This is a genomic window from Hyphomonas atlantica corrig. (assembly GCF_017795365.1).
Classification (GTDB): domain Bacteria; phylum Pseudomonadota; class Alphaproteobacteria; order Caulobacterales; family Hyphomonadaceae; genus Hyphomonas; species Hyphomonas atlantica.
Genome location: NZ_CP051254.1, coordinates 53,384 through 73,425 on the forward strand (window position 1 = coordinate 53,384; position 20,042 = coordinate 73,425).

The window sequence follows — 20,042 nt, forward strand, 5'->3', positions numbered from 1 at the left end:
GGCTTAGAACGGCATCTTGAACCCTGGCAGCATGCCGCCGCCCAGGCCCTGAGTTGCTTCCTTCATCGCCTTCTCCATCGCTTCATCCAGACGCTTGCGAGCATCGGAATGAGCAGCCTTGATGAGGTCTTCAACGATCTCGGCATCATCAGACATAAGCGATGGGTCGATCTTTACACTTACCATATCCCCCTTGCCTTTGAGGCGAACCGAGACAAGGCCTGCCCCCGCAACGCCTTCGGCCTCGGTCGCCTCGATCTTCTCCTGCGCTTCCTGCATCTTGGCCTGCATCTGCTGGGCCTGTTGCATGATCTTGCCAAGGTCTTTCATGGGAAGCGGGCCTCCTTCAGGCCGTTCGTCTGGAGTTCAAATCGATGACATTGCCATCACTCGTCGGCGGCTCTGTCACGTCAACAATGGTTATACCGGGGATACTCTTCAAGGCATCTGCGACAGCGGGATGACTGGCGGCAGCGGCAAATAGCTCTTCCCGGGTTCGGATCTCGGTCTGGCGCATGGTTTCCGCGTCGGTACGGATCTGCTCGACCACCCAGTCATCGTCTGTATCTCGCTCCAGAAAGGCTTTCAGGCGCGCCAGAAGATCATTCGGCGCCTGCTCTTCCAGCTCGCACGAGAAATAGCCATACCGCACCGGCCCTGGGCGTACATATCGCTCAAGTTCGACCTGCAAATTCACTTCCCGATGCTCGCCGAGATAGGCGACGATCTGGGCAAAGCTCTCCAGCCCGCCGGCGGGAGACGGGGCCAGACCGTGTTGTTCAGGCTTTCCCGGCGCACCGCCTTTTTCGGCAATCATGCGCGCCGCCTCTTCCGGAGACGGAAGGTTTGCAGCGGCTGCGAGACGCAGGATAATCATGTTCAACGCCGTCGCCGTATCAGGCGCAGTTTGAAGATCATTGAACCCAGACAAAAGTATCTGCCAATAACGCGACGCCTGAGCGGCGGTCAGCTTCTGCGCCATGGCGAGCGTGCGTTCCGTCCATTCAGCGGGCCCGGCAGACTGGAATTCGCCACCGGTCGCCTGCGCGACGGACACATCCGCGCATACATCCATAAGGTCTTTCAGGATCACGGCAGGGTCCGCGCCGGCATGGATCTGGTCCTTTACTTCGGCCAGCGCTTCCGGCGCGTTGCCGGAAATCGCCTTCTCGAATGCATCCAGAAGACGCGCACGATCGCCAAGCCCCAGCATATCCCGCACTGCGGCTCCGGTGACTTCCTCTCCATCCATCGTCTGGACGATGGCTTGGTCCAGAATGGAGAGCCCGTCGCGCACAGAGCCCTCCGCTGCGCGCGCGATCAGCGCGAGGCCCTCCTCTGAAACTTTCGCTCCCTCATTTGCGGCGACACGCCCCAAATGCGCTGCGAGATTCACCGCATCAAGCCGTTTCAGGTCAAACCGCTGACACCGCGACAGAACCGTGATCGGAACCTTGCGAATTTCTGTGGTCGCAAAAATGAACTTCACATGCGGTGGCGGTTCTTCCAGAGTCTTAAGCAGCGCGTTGAACGCCGCCGTCGAAAGCATATGAACTTCGTCAATGATGTAGACCTTGTGGCGGGCCGATACCGGCGCATATCGCGCCCCATCCAGCAGGTCGCGCATATCGGCAACACCCGTGCGACTGGCAGCGTCCAGCTCCAGCACATCCGGATGCCGGCTCGCCATGATGGCGTCGCAATGCTCGCCCTTCGGGTCGAGACGGATCGACGGCCCATCATGATCATCGGATTGATAGTTGAGCGCGCGGGCCAGAAGGCGCGCCGTCGTGGTCTTCCCGACGCCGCGCACACCGGTCAACATGAACGCATGCGCCACCCGGCCCGTCTCGAACGCATTGGAGAGCGTACGAACCATCGCCTCCTGTCCGATCAGATCCTCGAACCGGCGGGGCCGGTATTTACGCGCAAGGACCTGATAAGCCTCCGATTTCGGAGCCTCATCCTCCCCGAACATGGAGAAGGTCTGGTCGTCGCGTTCTTCGGGGAGTTCGGAATCGCTCATCGGGCGCGACTTTAGCGAGTCTCAGGGCGCTGCGGCAATGGGGCGAGTGTCGAATAAAGTGGAAGGCGCGGCTCACACTTCCAACAGATGCGCCCGAAGCTGTTCTTGAGCCGCGTCATCCACGCCCAGAACTTCCGCCAGATAGGCGTCAACAGTGCCATGCTTGTCATGAATCACATTGAAGGCCGTATCGAGGTAACGCAGCCGAACACCGAGGAAGGGGCGAAAAACTTCAGGCTCATAAACCTTGCCAACCTGCTCATTAAAGAAGGCAGCAGCCTGGGGCAGGAATTCATCGACATTCACCGCCGTATTGGTCAGCTCATAGTCGGCCCGCAAATCTGCCTCTTCGACGCCTAGCACATGATGCGTCAAGGCACAGAGAATGCCGGTGCGGTCCTTGCCAGCGGCGCAGTTCACAAGCCCTGCGGCTTGCCCTTCCAGTCCAGCGAGATGCTCAAACCAGCTGGAAAACAATTCCGCATGATGTGCCTTGAACGGCGCGAGCGCATAATAGTCGTTCATCCAGTCATCGGCCTTCTGGGCGTCAGCCTCGACCTTTTTCAGGAATTGCGCGTGTGGCGCTTCATGCTCACGCCCGCCATCATGGGTCAGCGTGTTCGGGGCAGACCAGCGGGCGACATTGCGTTCGCGCTCATCAGGGCGGCGAAGATCGGCCTGCAGGTGGATGTCCAGGGCGCCCAGCGCTTTCAGATCATCCTCGGTCGCCTCAGCATAATGGCCGGACCGGAACAAGCGCCCCCGTTTGATCTGGCCGCCATAACGGGATTTATACCCGCCAAAATCACGAAAATTGCGAACGCCCTGAAGCGAATAGATTCTGTCTGTCATGCTGGCGACCTAGCCCGCATGCGCGCCCGCGTCCAGATGAGCGTTGGGGAAGGTTTTGTGACCTCCCCCAGACAGTCTCGGCCTATTCGTTGACCACAATCACCTTGCGGTGCGGGAACGGAATCTCGATACCAGCTGCATCCAGTGCCTTCTTCACCTGCTCCGGCAGCGAATAACGCACATCGAAATAGTGCGCGCCATCGCAGAACGGACGCACCAGGAAATCCACCGAACTGTCGTTCAGGGTCTCAACCTCCACAAAGGGAGCCGGATCTTTGAGAACATGCGGATGATCAGCCAGAACCTTTTCGATGGTTGCACGTGCCTTGTCGATGTCCTCGCCATAGGCGACGCCGAAATGCATATCCACGCCGCGCACGGGATGGTGGCTATGATTGATGATCTGATCGCCCCAGATCTGACTGTTGGGAATGATGATCTGCTGATTGTCGAACGTCTGAAGCACAGTGGTGAACAGCGTTATTTCCTCTACCTTCCCGAACTTGCCCGCCGCATCGATGAATTCGCCCACACGGTAGGGCCGGAACACCATTAGCATCACGCCAGCCGCCAGATTTGACATTGCTCCCTGAAGCGCAAGACCCACCGCCAGACCGGCGGCACCCAGCAAGGCGACGATTGACGTCGTTTCAACACCGAACCGGTTGAGCACCGCGATGATGACGAACGCCAAAATCACATATTTGGCGACGCTGCCGAGAAACCGGAACAGGGTGTCATCAAGGCGCGCATTCCGCTCGCCCATGTTGCGGATGCTTTTCCCGATCCGTCCGGCGATCCAGAATCCGACGATCAGGATTACGATTGCCAGCAATACGTTGGTTGCCCAGGCCAGTGCGCCCGGCAGGTATTGGTTGATATCTATCTGTTCGACCCAGTCTGTCATGGATCAGCCCCCTCTTTGGTTTGCGTTACAAAATCGTAAGCCAGACCACGCCTGAACGCCGACAGGCCCGTTTGTTCAGTTCAGGTTCACCCGATCATTCCGGATCCCTGTCCCAGGTCGCCGCTCAGGTTCGACACTGTCCGGAACCCTCGGCGTTCGGGACTGTTGTTTGGCTAGTCACCCACTTACGAGGCCACCATGTCAGACACAGTTGAAAACCAGTACGCCATGCGCGATCCGCGGACGCAATACCCCAAGCCCCCCTTCCCGAAACAGCCGCAGGACAAACCCGGCTTCGATCACAAGATGGACCCCAAGGCAGACCATGGCGAAGCCAGCTATCAGGGCTTTGGTCGCCTGAAAGGTCGTAAGGCTCTGATAACTGGCGGGGATTCCGGCATCGGACGCGCGGTTGCGATCGCCTATGCGAGAGAGGGTGCAGAAATCTGCATCAATTACTTGCCTGAAGAAGAGAGAGACGCGCAGTGGCTGGTCGAACTGCTGAAAGAGGAAGGCCACACCGTCCATACAATTCCGGGAAACCTCACGGACAAGGGCTTCTGCCAGAAACTGGTGAAGGACGCTCAAGCGAAACTGGGCGGACTGGACATTCTGGTGAACAATGCCGGCAAGCAGGTGCGCCAACCCGGCATTGAAGACATCACAGACGAACAATTCGATGAAACGATGAAGACGAATGTGTACGCACTGTTCTGGCTGACAAAGGCTGCATTGCCCCTGATGCCGCCAGGCGCTGCGATCATAAACGTCACTTCAAATCAGGGTTTCAGTCCCGCGCCATATCTGCTCGATTATGCGACGACAAAATTCGCGATCAGGGGCTTCACTGAAGCAATCGCCCAAGGCGCCATCGAAAAGGGCATCCGGGTCAATGGCGTCGCGCCAGGACCGTTCTGGACGCCACTTCAACCTTCCGGGGGCCAAACGCAGGAAAAAGTTCAGGAATTCGGCAAGGCAACGCCGATGGGCCGACCCGGCCAACCCGCCGAACTGGCCCCCACTTTTGTGTTTCTGGCATCGCAGGAATCCAGCTATATAAGCGGTGAAATCATCGGCGTTACCGGAGGCAAACCAATCAGCTGATTCCGACACCGCGCGACACGCCCGCCAAGCGCGCCGCGTTCGGGAACCATCCCCGCCCTACCACAGTTATGTGACCTGGATCGTAAAGGAGTCCGATCATGAAGACGTTTCGTTTTGCCCTGCTGGCTGGTTGCTTTGCCGCCAGTTCCGCATTTGGCCTGAGTGCCTGCTCATCGCTCCCTGACGAAGTGGACCGCGCGCAGATCGACGCCGGGAGCCGCGCGGCCCTCAACAAGCTGATCAGCGAGAACTCTGCGGCACGCGCCATCAATGGCCAATCCCGCGCCGTTCTCGTCTTCCCATCAATGGTGAAGGCAGGCCTTGGCCTCGGCGGCGCCTACGGTGAGGGTGAGCTGATCCGCGGCGGATCAACTGTCGACTATTATAGCTCCTTCACAGGTTCATGGGGCCTGCAGGCAGGCGCGCAATCATACGGTTATGCCGTGTTCCTGATGAACGACGATGCGGTCGAATATCTTGAAGAATCCGATGGTTGGGAGATCGGCGTCGGGCCGACTGTCGTTCTGGTGAACGCCGGAGTCGCAGAAAACCTGTCGACCTCTACACTGAAGGAAGACGCTTATGCGTTCGTGTTTGACCAGAAGGGCCTGATGGCTGGTATCAGCATTGAAGGCACGAAGATCACGAAGCTGCATTAAACGGCTAAGGCTCAGGTGAGCCAGGGCGAAGGCGCAGGATACCGGCTCAGCCGTGTACCTGCGCCTTTTTCGTTCAACTAGCGGAACGGCGGTTCGTCAAACGCACGCAATTTCCGGCTGTGCAATTTCGCGCCCTTGTCGGCGGAAAGGCGCTCCAGCGTTTCTATGCCAATACGGATATGCTCCCCGATTGCACGCTCATAGAAACGGTTCGCTGCGCCGGGCAGTTTGATTTCACCGTGCAGCGGCTTGTCCGACACGCATAGCAGCACGCCGTAGGGAACGCGAAGACGGAAGCCATTTGCGGCAATGGTCGCACTTTCCATGTCGATCGCGATCGCGCGGGACTTGTTGAACCGACGGGCCGACGCAGAAAAGCGCAACTCCCAGTTCCGGTCATCTGTCGTCACCACGGTTCCCGTCCGCAAGCGGCGTTTCAGTTGCTTTTCATCTTCCCCGGTTACGCTCGCCGCAGCCTGTTGAAGTGCCACCTGAACCTCTGCAATTGGCGGAACAGGAATTTCCGGCGGCAGGACGGCGTCCAGCACATGATCTTCGCGCAGGTAGGCGTGGGCGAGCACATAGTCTCCGATCGCCTGACTATGTCGCAAGCCACCACAATGGCCGACCATCAGCCAGACTTCCGGACGCAACACCGCCAGATGGTCCGTGATCGTCTTGGCGTTGGAGGGCCCGACGCCAATGTTGACCAACGTGATGCCGCCACCATTTGGCGCGCGCAGATGATAGGCTGGCATCTGGAACCGGCGCCAGGGTGAAGCATCAATCTCAGTGCGCGAGGTATCCGTGGGCTCGGATATCTCAAGGCCGCCCGGAACGGACAGAGATGTATAGTGATTATCGTCGCCAAGCTTCTGCAATGCCCAGTCACAGAACGCATCAACATAGCGGTGATAGTTCGTGAACAGCACATAATGCTGGAAATGCTCAACCGGCGTTCCACAATAATGTTGAAGGCGCTTCAGGGAAAAATCCACGCGCTGGGCATCGAACAGGGCAAGCGGGTGCGTTTCGTATGGCTCGTACAATTCTCCATCGGCAACCTCGTCACCAATATCTGCAAGATTCGGGCTTGGGAAATGGCGCGCCAATTCAGCCGGGGAAATCTCTTCCAGCCCACTCGCCTGCCCCTGATCCCACACATAGGCATAGGGAATTTCGGAATCCGACTGCTCGACGAACACGTCGATGTCATAATCTCGCATCAGCAGTGACAACTGCTCCATCAGGTAACCACGGAAGAAGTCCGGCCGGGTGATCGTAGACACATAAGTGCCGGCCTCCGACATTTTCCCGAAGGCGCGTGATATCGGCGGCGGAGGGCCTTCCGGATTGTAGACGAGACGGATCTGCGGATAGCAGAAAGCGCCCGACGCCCTCAAATCGGCAGATGGCGGCGTTCCCGAATGAAGGAAGATGTCCAGCGCGGACGACAAAGCGGAGACAGCGTCGGAATAGAGTTTCTCGAGCGCGTCAATAACTTGATCTGGTGTATTCAATTTCGACATGACACCAAATGGCTGCATTGCGACTTTCTGTCAATCTGCAGGCCTCCGAGCGCTGTATGTGACAAACAAATAGGCAGCCAAAGCTCAGCGTTCGCGCATTTTGAGGTGCAAGGCAGCTATGACTTTCTGCTGTGCACCTTTTTGTTGAGCCATGCGCAAACATGCGCTTTTGTTGCAGCGCAACATGACACGTCAGTCCCGCGCGGAAAGGCCATGACGCTTCGGCGTCACTGCGGGGAGAACAGACAAATGGCGTGGCGTGGGGCGGGAGGAGTTCCCTGTCGGCAATCATGCCGTCGCTAACTCTTAAGGTAGTTTAGACATGAAAAAGTTCATCGTTCCGGCACTTCTGGCCGCTGTAACCCTCGCTCCTGCTGCAGCCACTGCAGAAGGCAAACCCATCACTGTAGAAATTGCCTACGATAAAGCGCTGCTGGGCTCTGAAGCCGGTGCCGCTGTTGTTCTCGAGTCCATTGAGGCTCAAGCCAAGGAAGCTTGTTCCGCACGTTCGCCGGTTACCAACCAGCCTTATGTTGACCGCACCTGCACCAAGAACATCAAGAAAGCTGCCCTGAAAAAGATCCTGAACAAGCAGGAAGTTTCCGGCCTCAGCACCGCGCCTGCATTCGCGCGACAAGCTGTAACCCTCGTCGCTGACGCGGGACAACGCTAGACCACGTTTCCTCCCGGAATAGCGTTGGAGGGGCTGCCCAGGGCCACGGGCAGCCCCTCATTTTTTTGTGCAGAGCAACAAAACCGGATCAGGGGCATACACCGGGAAGATTAAACTGGCGCAATTATGGATCGGAGGATTGTTGTGCACGTTGGTTTGGTCTGGGTGGGCTACTCAAACCCCGGAGGCAAACATGCCAAACGACGCTACAATGACTTTCAATCCTCTCATCAGTTCTGACCGCGTTGAAGGCACAACCGTCTACAACACGGCAGGCGACAAAATCGGACATATCGACAATCTCATGCTGGACAAGCGCAGCGGCAAGGTCGCCTATGCTGTCATGTCCTTCGGCGGATTCCTCGGAATAGGCGAGGAATACCATCCCCTTCCCTGGCAATCTCTCGATTATGATGAGCGCCAGGAAGGCTATGTCGTAGACATCAGCGAAGACCAGCTTCGCAAGGCACCTACGCTGAAGCGGACCGAATACGACCGGTTACGCGACGACGCTTATGGCCGCAGCGTGTATTCCTATTACGGTGCCGCGCCATTCTGGTACTGACGCCGGTCTAGAACCTCGGCCCAAAAGAAAAAGGCGCGCTTTCCAAACCGGAAGGCGCGCCTTTCACACATCAATTCAATCAGTAACTAGCCGATAGTCGCGTCGACGAGCTTGCGCTGATCGAATTTCGACCAGACACCATCATCGCCATGCCAGTCGCCGCTTGTCGCGCCCTTTGAGTATTCTGTCGCGCGCTGCTCAAAGAAGTTTGCGTGCTCAACCCCGTTGAGGATCTCCGTTAGCCACGGGATCGGGTGCGTCGTAACGCCAAATACCGGCTCCAGCTTCAACTGGCCCAAACGCCAGTCAGCGATGTAGCGAATGTACTGCTTGATGTCGTCGGCGGTCATACCCTCGACCGGTCCCATTTCGAAGGCGAGCTCGATGAACTTGTCTTCGAGCGACACAACCGTCCGGCAGCATTCGCGAATGCGTTCGCGCAGCGCATCATTCATGACGCCTGTTTCGGCACAGAATGTATGGAACAGCTTGATCATGCCCTCGCAATGCAGCGACTCATCGCGCACGGACCAGGACACAATCTGCCCCATGCCCTTCATCTTGTTGAAGCGCGGGAAGTTCATCAGCATCGCAAAGCTGGCGAACAATTGCAGGCCCTCGGTAAAGCCGCCAAACACGGCCATGGACACAGCGATATCCTCATTCGTGTCCGTGCCGAACTGGCCGAGATAGTCGTGCTTCGCCGCCATCTGTTCGTATTCCATGAACGCCGAAAACTCTGAATCCGGCATGCCGATAGTTTCCAGCAAAAGCGCATAGGCCGCGATGTGGATCGTCTCCATGTTGGAGAAGGAGGCGAGCATCATCGACACTTCGGTCGGTTTGAACAGGGGCATGTAATGCTCCATGTAGTTCGCACCAACTTCAACATCTGACTGGGTGAAGAATCGGAAGATTTGGGTGAGCAGATTGCGCTCGGAATCGTTGAGCTTTACAGCCCAGTCCTTGCAATCCTCACCGAGCGGCACTTCTTCCGGCATCCAGTGAACCTGCTGCTGGATCTTCCAGAAGTCATACGCCCACGGGTAACGGAAGGGCTTGTACGCCCGGCTCGGGGTCAGCAATCCGGGCACATTTGAATTTCCGTCAGCCATCGGGGCCTCCTAAATCGTCTGCTGTATTTTTGGGAACAATCTACACCACATATAGTGCCTGAACCGTGGACGGCACGCAAGATGTTTGACTGTGGCAAAGTGCACTTGTTCACAGGCTTGCTCACAGTTTTGGCATAATTGCCGCTTAAGGCTGGCGCCGCACGCATTCCTGCAGATAGATCGGCACCATTGCAGCGTTCAAGCGTTCCACACCCGCCCTACGAGACGAGATTTCATGCGTTTATTCAGTGTCATTCTACTTGCCTTGTTTGCAAGCCTGTCGACCGCAGCGCCAGCGAACGCGAAGGTGATCCGCGATGTCATCTACAATGATGCGCCCGGATTGGACCCCGGTGACGTGCGAGCAGACGTGTACCTGCCTGAGAATCCGGACGGCGCGCCGATGATTCTGATGATGCATGGCGGCGCCTGGACGTTTGGAAACAAACAGAGCGGCCTCGGCATGTTTCAGGCGCGCTACTTCACGAGCGAAGGATTCATCTTCATTTCCGTGAACTATCGCCTCGCACCCGCCAATCCCTTCCCGGCGCAACAGGAAGATGTTGCCGCCGCCATCGCCTATTTCCACGAACACGCCGACGAGATCGGCGGCGACCGCAACAATATGTTCCTGATGGGCCATTCGGCAGGCGCACACATGGCGGCGCTCACCGCGATTGATCCAGACTATCTCGACGAGCATGATTTGACGCCGTCCGTCATCAAGGGGGTCGTGGCGATGGACAGTGCCGCCTACAATCTTGTTCGCACGGGCAGCGATGGCGACATTCCGGATTTCTACCACCCAACTTTCACGGGCGACGATCAGGATGTCTGGGCAGCGGCCTCCCCCACGCTTCAGGTTGAGGAAACCACGGACATCCCGCCATTTCTCCTGCTGTATGTGAACCGCGCCGTTTCCCCCAGTCGCGCGAAGGAACTGGCCGAAGCCCTCAATAGCGCCGGGCACAAGGCGGAGGCCCGGCTCGTGAAGAAGCGCGACCACAAAAGCCTGAATGACCGCCTCGGTGAAAAAGGCGACAAGGTCGCGCCAATGATCGTGGACTTCTTCCGCGATCAGATGAGTGATTGATTCGCCTTACGGCTCGACCACGTTGAACCAGAAGTCCGGCGTTTCGAGCGCCGAGAACCAGGCCATCAATGCCATTGGGTCGCCTTCAACCGACGCCTCACCTGCAGCCGCGATCTCCCGGAAACTGCGGGCCTGAAGAATGAGATCGTTGAAGGCATCCCGCGTCAGGGTCAGCGTGGCAACCGCATCGTCTGATTGTGTATTGGGGCGCGGGAATGCCGTCGCCTCCCCCACATCTATCACAAAGTCTTCGCCGGTATCCGTGAACTGGAAATTCAGCTCGAACGGATCACGGCTCAGACTTTCGGGCGAGTAGCGAACAGCCAGCGCGTTGAACAATTCAACGGTCGGTACACCTTCAACAAATTCCCGGCTTCGCGTGCGGACCTCTCCATCGTCTGACAATCCCAAACGCAATTCTTGGGCGCCAGTGAGATAGTAATCCCGCCACGCGCCGCTTTCTGCCTGAAAGCCAAGCTGTTCATAACTCGCTGCCAACCAGTCGCGGGCCGCCTGGTTTTCCGGGTTTGCAAACACGGCATAGTTCAGGACCTCGGCTGCCCATCGATAGTCACCTTCGTCGAAGGCTTCCTGCCCGATTGCAAGCGCGGCCTCTTCGCCCCCGACAGCCTTGATGAACCGTCCGGCCTTGGCCTCCAGAGGGTGGGCGTTGAACGTGGCAGGCACACCATCCCACCAGCCAAAATATGCCTGATAGACAGCCTTCGCATTATGGTTCAGCGTGCCGTAATAGCCGCGCGTATCGAAACTATCGGTCTGCACCGACGGTTCGGGCAGCGCCTCGGCGATCTCGAACTGAGTTTCGCCCCTGTTCGCGCGACGCACCGTCTGGTCATGCGTGTAGCGATAAATATCGCGTTGGCCTCTCAGATAGGATTCCACATTTTCCTGCCCAAAGGTCGGCCAATGATGGGATGCAAACACGACGTCAGACTTGTCTCCATACTCTGTCAGGACATAGTCAATCACGCGGCTCCATTCCAGCAAGTCACGAACCTTCGCCCCGCGCAGGGTCAGCGCATTGTGGAATGTCGCCGTGGCAACTTCCGCTGTGCACAGAGCATTGAACTCAGGCAGGTAAAACATGAATTCTGCCGGCGCCTCCGTCCCTGCCGCATCCACGAATTCAAACGTGACACCATCAATCACCCGCACCGTACCGCGCCCCGGCACTTCCTCGGTCGGCTCTATCAAGCCTATAGTGCCTTGCGCGAGCGCTGGCCCGAGTCCGACACCTACCTGCCCCGTCGGTCCACTTGGCAGAGAGCTGCCAAACATCAACACGGCCCGGCGGCTCATATAGTTTCCGGCGAGCAGGTTTTCCGCCACGGCAGATTCCGTGAAACCGACTGGCGCCAGCACGGGCACGCCTCGGGCCTCTATATCGGCTTCGTCGATCACACCGCGGACGCCCCCGAAATGATCGCCGTGCGAATGGGTGTAGATCACGCCGGTCACAGGGCGCTCGCCTAGCGTATCGTTGACCAGTTGAAGGCTGGCCGCCGCCGTTTCCTGGCTGAGCAAGGGGTCAACAATGATCCATCCGATCTCACCGCGAATGACAGACATCACCGCCAGATCGTAGCCGCGCACCTGATAGATCCCGTCCATCACTTCAAACAAGCCATGCTCGGAGTTCAGCCGCTCCTGTCGCCAGAGCGACGGGTTCACCGTATCCGGACTATCGCCTTCGATGAAATCCCGATTACTGACCTGCCAGACCGTGTTGCCATTCGCGTCAGTAATCCGATCCTGCTTCAATTGGGCGAGCAGCCCGCGGGTTGCGTCGACGAAGTCTGATGTATCCCCAAGAGGCAAGCGCTCTGCCACAGCGGCGTTTGCTGCGCGGGTCGCATCCGTTGCAACGCCCATTGGCGGCGCTTCCGACTTGATAGACCGGTCACTCGTCTCCGAATTTTGTGAACACGCCCCCAGCGCAATGGCGATAGCCAATCCGACCAGTCTTCTCATGATTTCCTCCCATGCGGATGTCTCTGCTCCGCTTTCGGGGCAGTGTGCGATGGGCGGAAATTGAGCGCAAGCCAGCCGCGAGGGAAATCAATGCCTAGCGCGCGATGCTGATAGAGAGGGCCCCGAAGCGTTGTGGACCATCCTGACGCACGAATTCTTCGGTTCGGTTCACAAAGGTAAAGGCCAGCTGCACGCTGCGATAATGGACGGCTATACCAGCCTGCAAGTCTCCGACGACCGCGCGGCGATCCTCCACCCGTGGGCCGTCACGCCAGAGATTGCCATCAAGGAACATGTCGCGCGCAATCGCTCGGCCATCTACACCGACAAAGAAATATCCGCCGAGCGGGTCTTCCGGCGTGCCAGGCACGAATTCCCCTGCTCCGGATAGTGCCGGACGAATACGGGGCGGTCCGAAGCTGGAATCAAGGTCCCATCCAATCCGCGCGGTCAGCCCCGTTGCGCCATATGTGCGCACATTTCCAAGCGCGACGCCCAAATGCGCCCCGAAATCGGTTTCCAGCCCCAAGGGCAGGTCTGGACCGTCAAACATCTGAAGACGCTGAGCGATGATTTCGACACCCGGCTCATCCTTCAGCTGATAGTCCCAGCCCTTCGCGGTCGGTGCACCAATGATCTCATGCCAGGTATTCTGGACGAATTCGCCAGCTGCGGACGGACCGACCACTCCGAGATTCACCTGTAGGGTATCCTGCGTATTCTCGCTGCTGGCGGCAACTGTTGACGAGAGCGCCAGCCAGGCCGCGTATGGTCGGTCGGTCGGGTCTGGCACAAAGGCCTGCGTGTCTTCCGGCGTAAAAATCGCGTGAGAGAGTGCAAACCCCTGCCTAAGCTCTGTCCGATCAAGATCAATCCATGGCAAGCGATATGCGACCCATTGAAGGCCAGGGTGAACATTGTCCGCGCCCGAAACACGCTCAATCCGCAATCCGTTGGAATAGTTTCGATCTGTGCCACCGCCGAAGAAATCATTCTCCGTAGAGAAAGAAACAACCGCTGGCTTGCGCGGCACGGTTGGCTCATCCTCCTGCGCGAAGGCGGCGGGCACATTCAGAAAAGCTGCGGACAGAGCCGCAGCATTGAAAAGTGTGGTTAGAGCGTTCATGCGCCTGCGATTAGCAGTTAACGGCGCATCGTGAAACTAACACCTGCGAAATCTTCCGTTTCACTGATGCTGACATTGCGGTCGGAATATTTCACTTCCCGGCGGATATAGCTGAGTGACAATTCTCCGCCGCTCCTCTGGACGGACACGCCGGCCTGCAGATCTCCTACAGTCACTTGATCTGTGAGGGACATATCACCGAGGCTCGGCCGGAAGCCGTTCGCGTCGGCGTCCCATACCAGCGCTTCGCCATCTGCGCCGGCAAAGATATACCAGCCCTGCGGCTGTCCGTTGCGATCGAGAATATCAATGTTCTGGCCGATACGAACCTCACCCCCTACACGGCGGGTCAGGATCTCGCCCTCTTCCCGCACAGCGATCCGCGGGGCAACGCCAACGTCGAATTTCAGTCCGGTGACTTCGCGTGGGGCGGAGATGGCAATCTCTGCGGCGATGTCCTTCTCGATACGGCCAGGGCGTGTCAGCGCTGCACGGCTACGTTCGGCGGAAACGGCCACCAATGTGTCGCTGTTTCCCCAATCGATGCGTGTATTGTTTGGAATGCTGAACTCGGCTGTCGGGGCCTGCCGATAATCTACCGGCTCGCTTGCCAGTAGCTGGGCGGCAACCTGATTGGTGGCCTCAAGCGGCACACCGCTGAACCGATGCGATTGCGCGCTGAACACATGAACCGAAGCCTTGTTGGAGGCCGAAGCGACGAGTTCAGTGTTCGATGCAGTCGGCACGGCCATCTGCATGCCGAGGCTCGGTGGAACGATGGCTTCAGAACGCACCTGTTCGTGCGGGGACGTGGTCGCGCACCCCTGGCAAGCCATGGTTATGACTGCGGTCGATATTACAAATACCATTCGCTTCAAGCCTCGCATGTCTTAATCCCAGAGCCGTCTCTCTCAAGGATTAGACCAATCGACGCTTAACTTAGCATAAAGATGTCGCCAGCCTCAAACGTCGATCAGCCGAAATACATTAATTTGTTCGATTTGAACTCGTACCTGTAGTTTTTGTTCCAGAACCCGGAAAATGTGTGGTTTTCACATGGTTTTCTCTGGAAGAGACGCCGAATTGAAATTTAACCTATTGTAAAATTTCATGAATTTCGTGGCAAGATTGCGGCGCGGCCAGTAGTTCCGGCTACATTAGTAGTAGACCAACAAAAGAAACCGGCACCTCATTGAGGTGCCGGTTCTGATTCTTCGACCGTTTTCGGCGACGCTTTACTGGCAGGCCAGGCACTCGTCATAGTCGGTGTTCGGCGTCTCCATTTTCTGGGTGCCGATCTTCTCGGACCCGGCAAATGCAGCGCGCTGTACCGATTTGGAACGGCAGTAATAGAGCGATTTGAGCCCCTTCTCCCATGCAGTCCAGTGCAGCATGTGCAGGTCCCACTTGGCGATGTCACCCGGCAGGAACAGGTTCAGCGACTGGGACTGGCAGATATAAGGCGTGCGATCCGCGGCCAATTCAATGATCCAGCGCTGGTCGATTTCGAACGCCGTCTTGAAGACGGATTTCTCATGCTCGTCGAGGCAATCGAGATGCTGGACAGACCCCTCATGCTCCAGGATCGACACCCAGACATCGTCAGTGTTTTTGCCCTTGCTCTCAAGCAGCTTCTCCAGCTGCTGGTTCTTCACGGTGAAGGAGCCAGACAGCGTCTTGTGCGTGTAGACGTTTGCCGGGATCGGCTCGATACCTGCCGATGTACCCCCGCAGATGATGGAGATCGACGCGGTCGGAGCGACAGCCATCTTGTGGCTGAAGCGCGCCATCATGCCCACGTCACGCGCGTCCTCACACGGGCCACGCTCTTTGGCCAGCTTGACCGAAGCAGCGTCTGCGCCCTGACGCATGTGTTTGAACATCTTCTCGTTCCAGACTTTGGACATGGCGCTTTCCAGCGGCACGTTCATTGTCTGCAGGAAGGAGTGGAAGCCCATCAGACCAAGGCCGACTGAACGCTCGCGTTTCGCCGAGTAGACAGCACGAGCCATTTCCGGCGGCGCACGCTCAATGAAGTCTTCCAGGACGTTGTCGAGGAAGCGGAAGATATCTTCCAGGAAGGTCTCATCCTTCGACCACTCAAGGAACTTCTCGGCATTGACCGAGGACAGGCAGCAAACTGCCGTACGGTCCTGCCCCGCATGGTCGATACCGGTTGGCAGGGTGATCTCTGAACAGAGATTCGATTGCGTGACCTTGAGGCCCAGCTTGCGCTGGTGGGCCGGCATGGAATTGTTCACCGTATCAGTGAAGAGCAGGTATGGTTCACCCGTCTGCATGCGCAGCTCAAGAATCTTCTGCCACAGCTTGCGGGCATTGATGGTGCGGATCACTTCGCCCGACTTCGGGCTGATCAGGCCATATTCTTCATCATTCTTCACCGCATCCATGAAGTCGTCGGTGATGTTGATACCATGATGCAGGTTCAGGGATTTCCGGTTGAAGTCGCCCGATGCCTTACGGATTTCAAGGAATTCCTCGATTTCCGGATGGTGGACATCGATGTAGCAAGCAGCCGACCCACGACGCAGCGAACCTTGGCTGATCGCCAGCGTCAGCGAATCCATCACGCGGATGAACGGGATGATGCCGGAGGTCTGACCGTTCTGGCCCACTTTCTCACCGATGGAGCGCACATTGCCCCAATAGGTGCCGATGCCACCGCCATTGGAGGCCAGCCAAACATTCTCGGTCCAGGTTTCAACGATATCGTCCAGAGAGTCGCCGACCTGGTTGAGGAAGCAGGAAATCGGCAGGCCGCGGGCCGCGCCACCGTTCGAGAGAACAGGCGTCGCTGGCATGAACCAGAGCTTGGACATGTAATCGTAAAGGCGCTGGGCGTGCTCGCTGTCGTCAGCGAAAGCCAGCGACACCCGCGCAAACATGTCCTGATAGGATTCTCCGGGCAGCAGATAACGGTCCTGAAGCGTCTTCTTGCCGAATTCAGTCAGCAAGGCATCGCGGGATTCGTCAATCTGAATTGGGTTGCCCTCAACAACGCGCAGCAGACCTTCCACACCTGCCTTGGGCTTCCCCTTGCGCAGTGCAGTTTCAGACACAGATTTGGCCTCGGTTGCAGACATAGGTGCAGCCCTCCAGATTCATTAGAAACATATAGGTCCGGAAGCCCCTGAAAGCCAGATATTGCTCTCAACCCCGTTCCTGACACAACATATAGTGTCTGAAGGTTAATAGGCGGTCAACGGGACAAGTCTCAAAAACGTCAAGATAGCCGTGGAATTCGGGTTAATGAATGGTTAACACACCCCGCAAACTCCCGCCACTATTGACCTTTCGGAAGCTGCACAAAACTGCATCAAATTTCAGCTTCCCGCCTTGGCAAAAAAGTCTCTCGAAACCGGAGTCGAAATCGATTCCGTTAATGCCAGATGACCAGATCCATACCGATTGCCCGACCTGATTGGGAAATTCGCTAACTATCCCCGTGCATTATGCCACTACGCCCCACTCCGGCACGCGAGGACACGATGCTCAACTGGCTCAAGAATCAAACACTCCACAATTGGTCGAGCGCGCCCATCGTGAATGATGGCGAAACCATCATCGACGCGACCGCTGCACAGATCTACGAGAAGCTGGACTTCGCGACGCCCCTCAATGCCTATCGCGAACGCGGATACGTGTTCGGTGCGGGCAATCCGGCCTACGACATCTTCGAAGCGACAGACCCCGGCGAGCCAGGCAAGACACTGATCTTCGAAGTGACTGAAGCGCGCCCCGGCAAACGTTACTGCTACCGCACCACGATCCGCGATGCTGACGCTGACTGCCCGGTGATCGAATCGTCGAGCGAGTACACGATCATCCCGCAGAAAGATGGTCGGCAGCTGCTGCACCTTCAGGAATCCAGCGTGCTCGCCTCTGGCCTGAACCGTCACGCCTACATATTGGAACGCGCCAAGCTGAACTTCTCGGTGTTCCGCACGCTCGCGCGCCTGAGGCTCCATCTGGAACTTGGCACCGACCTGCGCGACATCAACTGAATTTCCTGAAAAGCGGAGACAGACGAGCGACCCGGGCGAAAAACTCGTTGGGGCTGCTTCGTTCCCGACCTGACCCGATTGGCGAGCGACCCGTCCGCCGCCTGCCTCCTGTCGCCTATATGCTTCGCTGAAAGCGGGGGCGCAAGGGCCAGCGACACCCAAACCACTTACCCGGCGCTCAAAACCCGTGTTAGCCTCCTTGCCTTCAGGGATGATGGAGGACTGCCCCGTGAAATTTCACCGTATCGCCACCGCCGCCAGCGTCGCGGCGCTTATGGCCGTATCGCCTGCTTTCGCCGATTCTGACGCAGCAGACAAGAGCAAGCGTTTCACCGCTGAGCGCGTCTTCGACATGGAATACGCCACCGACCCGCAGATTTCGCCAGATGGGCGCACCATCGTCTATGTACGCCACAGCATGGACCGGATGACCGACCGCGACACAGGGCATCTCTGGGCGATTGATGTGGAAACCGGCACACAGCGCCCCCTGCTCGGCGCGAATGGCAGCGCAGGCGCGCCCCGCTGGTCGCCGGACGGCACGCGCCTCCTCTTCTCGACCTCCGAGAATGGCAAGCCAGCGCTGAAGATCGTCTATATGGACACCGGGCTCTCCTATTCACTGGCCCAGTTCGAAGAAGCGCCGTCTGGCGCCACCTGGTCACCCGATGGGAAGAATATCGCCTTCTCGATGTTCGTGCCTGGCGAAAAGCCCGGCTTCGCGACCGCGCCCAAACAGCCCGAAGGGGCAAAATGGTCAGAGCCGGTGAAAGTGATCGACGATCTGACGTTCCGGTTTGATGGCCAGGGGTATCTCGAGGATGGCTCAGACCAGGTGTTCGTTCTGCCCGCTGAAGGCGGCTCTCCGCGCCAGGTTACCAAGGGCGAAGCCGACATGGGCGGCGCAGCCTGGCAGGACAATGATACGCTGACCGTCTCGGGCAATCTCGCCGATGATCGCGACATGGACCCGGTCGAAAGCGAGATTTATGCAATCGAACTTTCAGATTTGTCCGTTACGCCGCTAACAAGCCGGGATGGCCCCGATCATTCTGCGCTCCCATCTCCCGATGGGAAGGTCATCGCCTTTCTCGGCTATGATGATGAGCTGAAATCCTATCAGCAGAACAAGCTCTACCTGATGGATGCCGATGGCTCGAATGTGCGGGAGCTTGCGCCAGACTTTACCGGTTCGCCGGATCAGGTTCGTTGGGCCCCGGATGGCAAGAGCCTGTTCGTCCTGTTTGAGGATCACGGCGTGCTGACGCTGAACGAGGTGGATTTGCAGGGCCGCATGACACAGACGGTCACAAATATCGGCGGCACTGCCATCGGTCGGCCTTATGCCGGCGGCAGCTTCTCCTTGGCGAAGAATGGACGCCGCGAACAGATTGCCTATACGGCCGGCTTCGCAGACCGTCCCGCTGAGGTCGGCACTATCCGCTCAGACAGCCGCGACAACCGTATCCTGACGGACCTCAACGCGGACGTTCTTCCTTATCTGGACATGTCCCCGATTGAAGAGATCAAGGTCGCCTCCAGTCATGACGGTCTTGAAATCGAAGCCTGGGTCGCCCTGCCGCCAGACTTCAAGGCGGATGGCAGCTTCCCGCTGATCCTGGAAATTCATGGTGGCCCGTTCTCGATGTATGGCCCGTTCTTTGCCAGCGAGATCCAGCGCTACGCTGCAGAGGGCTATGTCACCGTTTATGTGAACCCTCGCGGATCTACAGGGTACGGAGAAAACTTTGCACAAGCCATCGATCGCGCCTATCCGGGGTACGATTATGATGACCTGATGAGCGTCGTCGATGATTTGGTGACGCGCAATTATGCAGACCCTGACCGCCTGTTCGTGACCGGTGGCTCCGGCGGCGGAATCCTGACCGCGTGGATCGTCACGAAGACAGACAAGTTCGCTGCGGCGGCCTCGGTCAAGCCGGTGATCAACTGGATGACAATGGCGATGGCCAGCGACATCTCCCAATATGTTCGCCGGCACTGGATTCGCGAAGATCCGTGGACGAATCCGGAAGCCTTTCTGAAATTGTCGCCGATCTCCTATGTCGACAAGATCGTTACACCGACGCTCGTCATGGTGGGCGAGGAAGACTGGCGCACCCCGACCTGGGAGGCGGAGCAATTCTACACGGCGCTCAAGATGAATGACGTGGAAACGGCTCTTATCCGCGTGCCGGGCTCACCGCATTACATCGCGGGCCGACCAAGCCGCCTGATTGCCAAAACGGACAATATCATGGGCTGGTTTGCCAAATATGATCCAGCCAAGACGGAATCCGATTCTGACACAGGCGAATAGATTCACACCATGTTTCAGACAGTGCCCGGCCTCCGGGCACTGTCGTTCGATCTAAC

General features: G+C 57.7%; 17 protein-coding genes and 1 other RNA gene. 7 read left to right on the plus strand and 11 right to left on the minus strand.

Annotated elements, in window-relative coordinates; translation table 11 throughout:
- Positions 1-3: 3 nt before the first annotated feature.
- The 4 genes from HF931_RS00275 to HF931_RS00290 form a co-directional block, all read right to left on the minus strand.
- Positions 4-330 carry a YbaB/EbfC family nucleoid-associated protein gene (locus tag HF931_RS00275; protein WP_035550939.1) on the minus strand — a complete coding sequence of 109 codons (327 nt, stop codon included), beginning with the start codon at positions 328-330 and terminating at the stop codon, positions 4-6.
- A gap of 16 nt (positions 331-346) precedes the next feature.
- Complete coding sequence (locus HF931_RS00280) at positions 347-2,026, minus strand: DNA polymerase III subunit gamma/tau (RefSeq protein ID WP_273241366.1); 1,680 nt, start codon at positions 2,024-2,026, stop codon at positions 347-349.
- A 72-nt stretch (positions 2,027-2,098) separates the two neighbouring features.
- Complete coding sequence (locus tag HF931_RS00285) at positions 2,099-2,878, minus strand: tyrosine-protein phosphatase (protein WP_273011119.1); 780 nt, start codon at positions 2,876-2,878, stop codon at positions 2,099-2,101.
- A gap of 82 nt (positions 2,879-2,960) precedes the next feature.
- The gene (locus tag HF931_RS00290) at positions 2,961-3,785 is read right to left on the minus strand and encodes a mechanosensitive ion channel family protein (protein ID WP_273241368.1); all 825 of its coding nucleotides are present in this window, start codon (positions 3,783-3,785) and stop codon (positions 2,961-2,963) included.
- A 198-nt stretch (positions 3,786-3,983) separates the two neighbouring features.
- On the opposite strand from HF931_RS00290, the gene HF931_RS00295 reads away from it, so the two are divergent.
- Together HF931_RS00295 and HF931_RS00300 are read left to right on the plus strand one after the other, a co-directional pair.
- Positions 3,984-4,889 carry an SDR family oxidoreductase gene (locus tag HF931_RS00295; protein WP_273241370.1) on the plus strand — a complete coding sequence of 302 codons (906 nt, stop codon included), beginning with the start codon at positions 3,984-3,986 and terminating at the stop codon, positions 4,887-4,889.
- A 95-nt stretch (positions 4,890-4,984) separates the two neighbouring features.
- Entirely contained in the window at positions 4,985-5,548 is a 564-nt protein-coding gene (locus tag HF931_RS00300) for a lipid-binding SYLF domain-containing protein (RefSeq protein WP_420537748.1), read from the plus strand.
- A gap of 77 nt (positions 5,549-5,625) precedes the next feature.
- On the opposite strand, the gene HF931_RS00305 is transcribed toward HF931_RS00300, so the two are convergent.
- Positions 5,626-7,077 (minus strand): AMP nucleosidase, encoded by a 1,452-nt coding sequence (locus HF931_RS00305; RefSeq protein ID WP_273241373.1) that lies wholly within the window; start codon positions 7,075-7,077, stop codon positions 5,626-5,628.
- A 322-nt stretch (positions 7,078-7,399) separates the two neighbouring features.
- Between HF931_RS00305 and HF931_RS00310 the strand changes: the two genes are divergently transcribed.
- Together HF931_RS00310 and HF931_RS00315 are read left to right on the plus strand one after the other, a co-directional pair.
- Positions 7,400-7,750 carry a UrcA family protein gene (locus HF931_RS00310; protein ID WP_035550923.1) on the plus strand — a complete coding sequence of 117 codons (351 nt, stop codon included), beginning with the start codon at positions 7,400-7,402 and terminating at the stop codon, positions 7,748-7,750.
- Positions 7,751-7,943: 193 nt separating this feature from the next.
- Positions 7,944-8,315 carry a PRC-barrel domain-containing protein gene (locus HF931_RS00315; protein WP_273241375.1) on the plus strand — a complete coding sequence of 124 codons (372 nt, stop codon included), beginning with the start codon at positions 7,944-7,946 and terminating at the stop codon, positions 8,313-8,315.
- Positions 8,316-8,401: 86 nt separating this feature from the next.
- On the opposite strand, the gene HF931_RS00320 is transcribed toward HF931_RS00315, so the two are convergent.
- The gene (locus tag HF931_RS00320) at positions 8,402-9,430 is read right to left on the minus strand and encodes a ribonucleotide-diphosphate reductase subunit beta (protein WP_035550914.1); all 1,029 of its coding nucleotides are present in this window, start codon (positions 9,428-9,430) and stop codon (positions 8,402-8,404) included.
- A 235-nt stretch (positions 9,431-9,665) separates the two neighbouring features.
- Here HF931_RS00320 and HF931_RS00325 point away from each other — a divergent pair, with 235 nt between their 5' ends.
- Positions 9,666-10,523 carry an alpha/beta hydrolase gene (locus HF931_RS00325; RefSeq protein ID WP_051602632.1) on the plus strand — a complete coding sequence of 286 codons (858 nt, stop codon included), beginning with the start codon at positions 9,666-9,668 and terminating at the stop codon, positions 10,521-10,523.
- Positions 10,524-10,529: 6 nt separating this feature from the next.
- Here the strand turns inward: HF931_RS00325 and HF931_RS00330 are convergent, their stop codons facing one another.
- The 4 genes from HF931_RS00330 to HF931_RS00345 form a co-directional block, all read right to left on the minus strand.
- Positions 10,530-12,515: an alkyl/aryl-sulfatase gene (locus tag HF931_RS00330; RefSeq protein ID WP_273241377.1), complete on the minus strand. Its 1,986-nt coding sequence runs from the start codon at positions 12,513-12,515 to the stop codon at positions 10,530-10,532.
- A gap of 94 nt (positions 12,516-12,609) precedes the next feature.
- Positions 12,610-13,641 carry a lipid A deacylase LpxR family protein gene (locus tag HF931_RS00335; protein ID WP_273241379.1) on the minus strand — a complete coding sequence of 344 codons (1,032 nt, stop codon included), beginning with the start codon at positions 13,639-13,641 and terminating at the stop codon, positions 12,610-12,612.
- A gap of 17 nt (positions 13,642-13,658) precedes the next feature.
- A complete protein-coding gene (locus HF931_RS00340; protein ID WP_273241381.1) occupies positions 13,659-14,510 on the minus strand; it encodes a lipid A-modifier LpxR family protein in 852 nt (283 codons plus the stop codon).
- A 366-nt stretch (positions 14,511-14,876) separates the two neighbouring features.
- On the minus strand, positions 14,877-16,745 hold the full coding sequence (locus HF931_RS00345) for a ribonucleoside-diphosphate reductase subunit alpha (RefSeq protein WP_273012553.1): 1,869 nt from the start codon (positions 16,743-16,745) through the stop codon (positions 14,877-14,879).
- A 405-nt stretch (positions 16,746-17,150) separates the two neighbouring features.
- On the opposite strand from HF931_RS00345, the gene HF931_RS00350 reads away from it, so the two are divergent.
- Positions 17,151-17,666, plus strand: a complete 516-nt coding sequence (locus tag HF931_RS00350) for a hypothetical protein (protein ID WP_273012551.1) — start codon at positions 17,151-17,153, stop codon at positions 17,664-17,666.
- Between the two features lie 11 nt (positions 17,667-17,677).
- Here HF931_RS00350 and ffs read toward each other — a convergent pair.
- Positions 17,678-17,775: signal recognition particle sRNA small type (gene ffs / locus HF931_RS00355), an RNA gene on the minus strand.
- 120 nt (positions 17,776-17,895) lie between these two features.
- Here ffs and HF931_RS00360 point away from each other — a divergent pair.
- Complete coding sequence (locus HF931_RS00360; RefSeq protein ID WP_273241383.1) at positions 17,896-19,986, plus strand: alpha/beta hydrolase family protein; 2,091 nt, start codon at positions 17,896-17,898, stop codon at positions 19,984-19,986.
- Positions 19,987-20,042: the final 56 nt, after the last annotated feature.

Excerpts from the sequence above, each read along its gene's own strand:
- HF931_RS00325 (WP_051602632.1), top strand. The coding sequence starts at position 9,666 with ATGCGTTTATTCAGTGTCATTCTACTTGCCTTGTTTGCAAGCCTGTCG.
- HF931_RS00350 (WP_273012551.1), top strand. The coding sequence starts at position 17,151 with ATGCTCAACTGGCTCAAGAATCAAACACTCCACAATTGGTCGAGCGCG.
- HF931_RS00275 (WP_035550939.1), bottom strand. The coding sequence starts at position 330 with ATGAAAGACCTTGGCAAGATCATGCAACAGGCCCAGCAGATGCAGGCC.
- HF931_RS00315 (WP_273241375.1), top strand. The coding sequence starts at position 7,944 with ATGCCAAACGACGCTACAATGACTTTCAATCCTCTCATCAGTTCTGAC.
- HF931_RS00295 (WP_273241370.1), top strand. The coding sequence starts at position 3,984 with ATGTCAGACACAGTTGAAAACCAGTACGCCATGCGCGATCCGCGGACG.
- HF931_RS00285 (WP_273011119.1), bottom strand. The coding sequence starts at position 2,878 with ATGACAGACAGAATCTATTCGCTTCAGGGCGTTCGCAATTTTCGTGAT.
- HF931_RS00280 (WP_273241366.1), bottom strand. The coding sequence starts at position 2,026 with ATGAGCGATTCCGAACTCCCCGAAGAACGCGACGACCAGACCTTCTCC.
- HF931_RS00335 (WP_273241379.1), bottom strand. The coding sequence starts at position 13,641 with ATGAACGCTCTAACCACACTTTTCAATGCTGCGGCTCTGTCCGCAGCT.
- HF931_RS00290 (WP_273241368.1), bottom strand. The coding sequence starts at position 3,785 with ATGACAGACTGGGTCGAACAGATAGATATCAACCAATACCTGCCGGGC.
- HF931_RS00310 (WP_035550923.1), top strand. The coding sequence starts at position 7,400 with ATGAAAAAGTTCATCGTTCCGGCACTTCTGGCCGCTGTAACCCTCGCT.
- HF931_RS00345 (WP_273012553.1), bottom strand. The coding sequence starts at position 16,745 with ATGTCTGCAACCGAGGCCAAATCTGTGTCTGAAACTGCACTGCGCAAG.
- HF931_RS00340 (WP_273241381.1), bottom strand. The coding sequence starts at position 14,510 with ATGGTATTTGTAATATCGACCGCAGTCATAACCATGGCTTGCCAGGGG.
- HF931_RS00305 (WP_273241373.1), bottom strand. The coding sequence starts at position 7,077 with ATGTCGAAATTGAATACACCAGATCAAGTTATTGACGCGCTCGAGAAA.
- HF931_RS00320 (WP_035550914.1), bottom strand. The coding sequence starts at position 9,430 with ATGGCTGACGGAAATTCAAATGTGCCCGGATTGCTGACCCCGAGCCGG.
- HF931_RS00330 (WP_273241377.1), bottom strand. The coding sequence starts at position 12,515 with ATGAGAAGACTGGTCGGATTGGCTATCGCCATTGCGCTGGGGGCGTGT.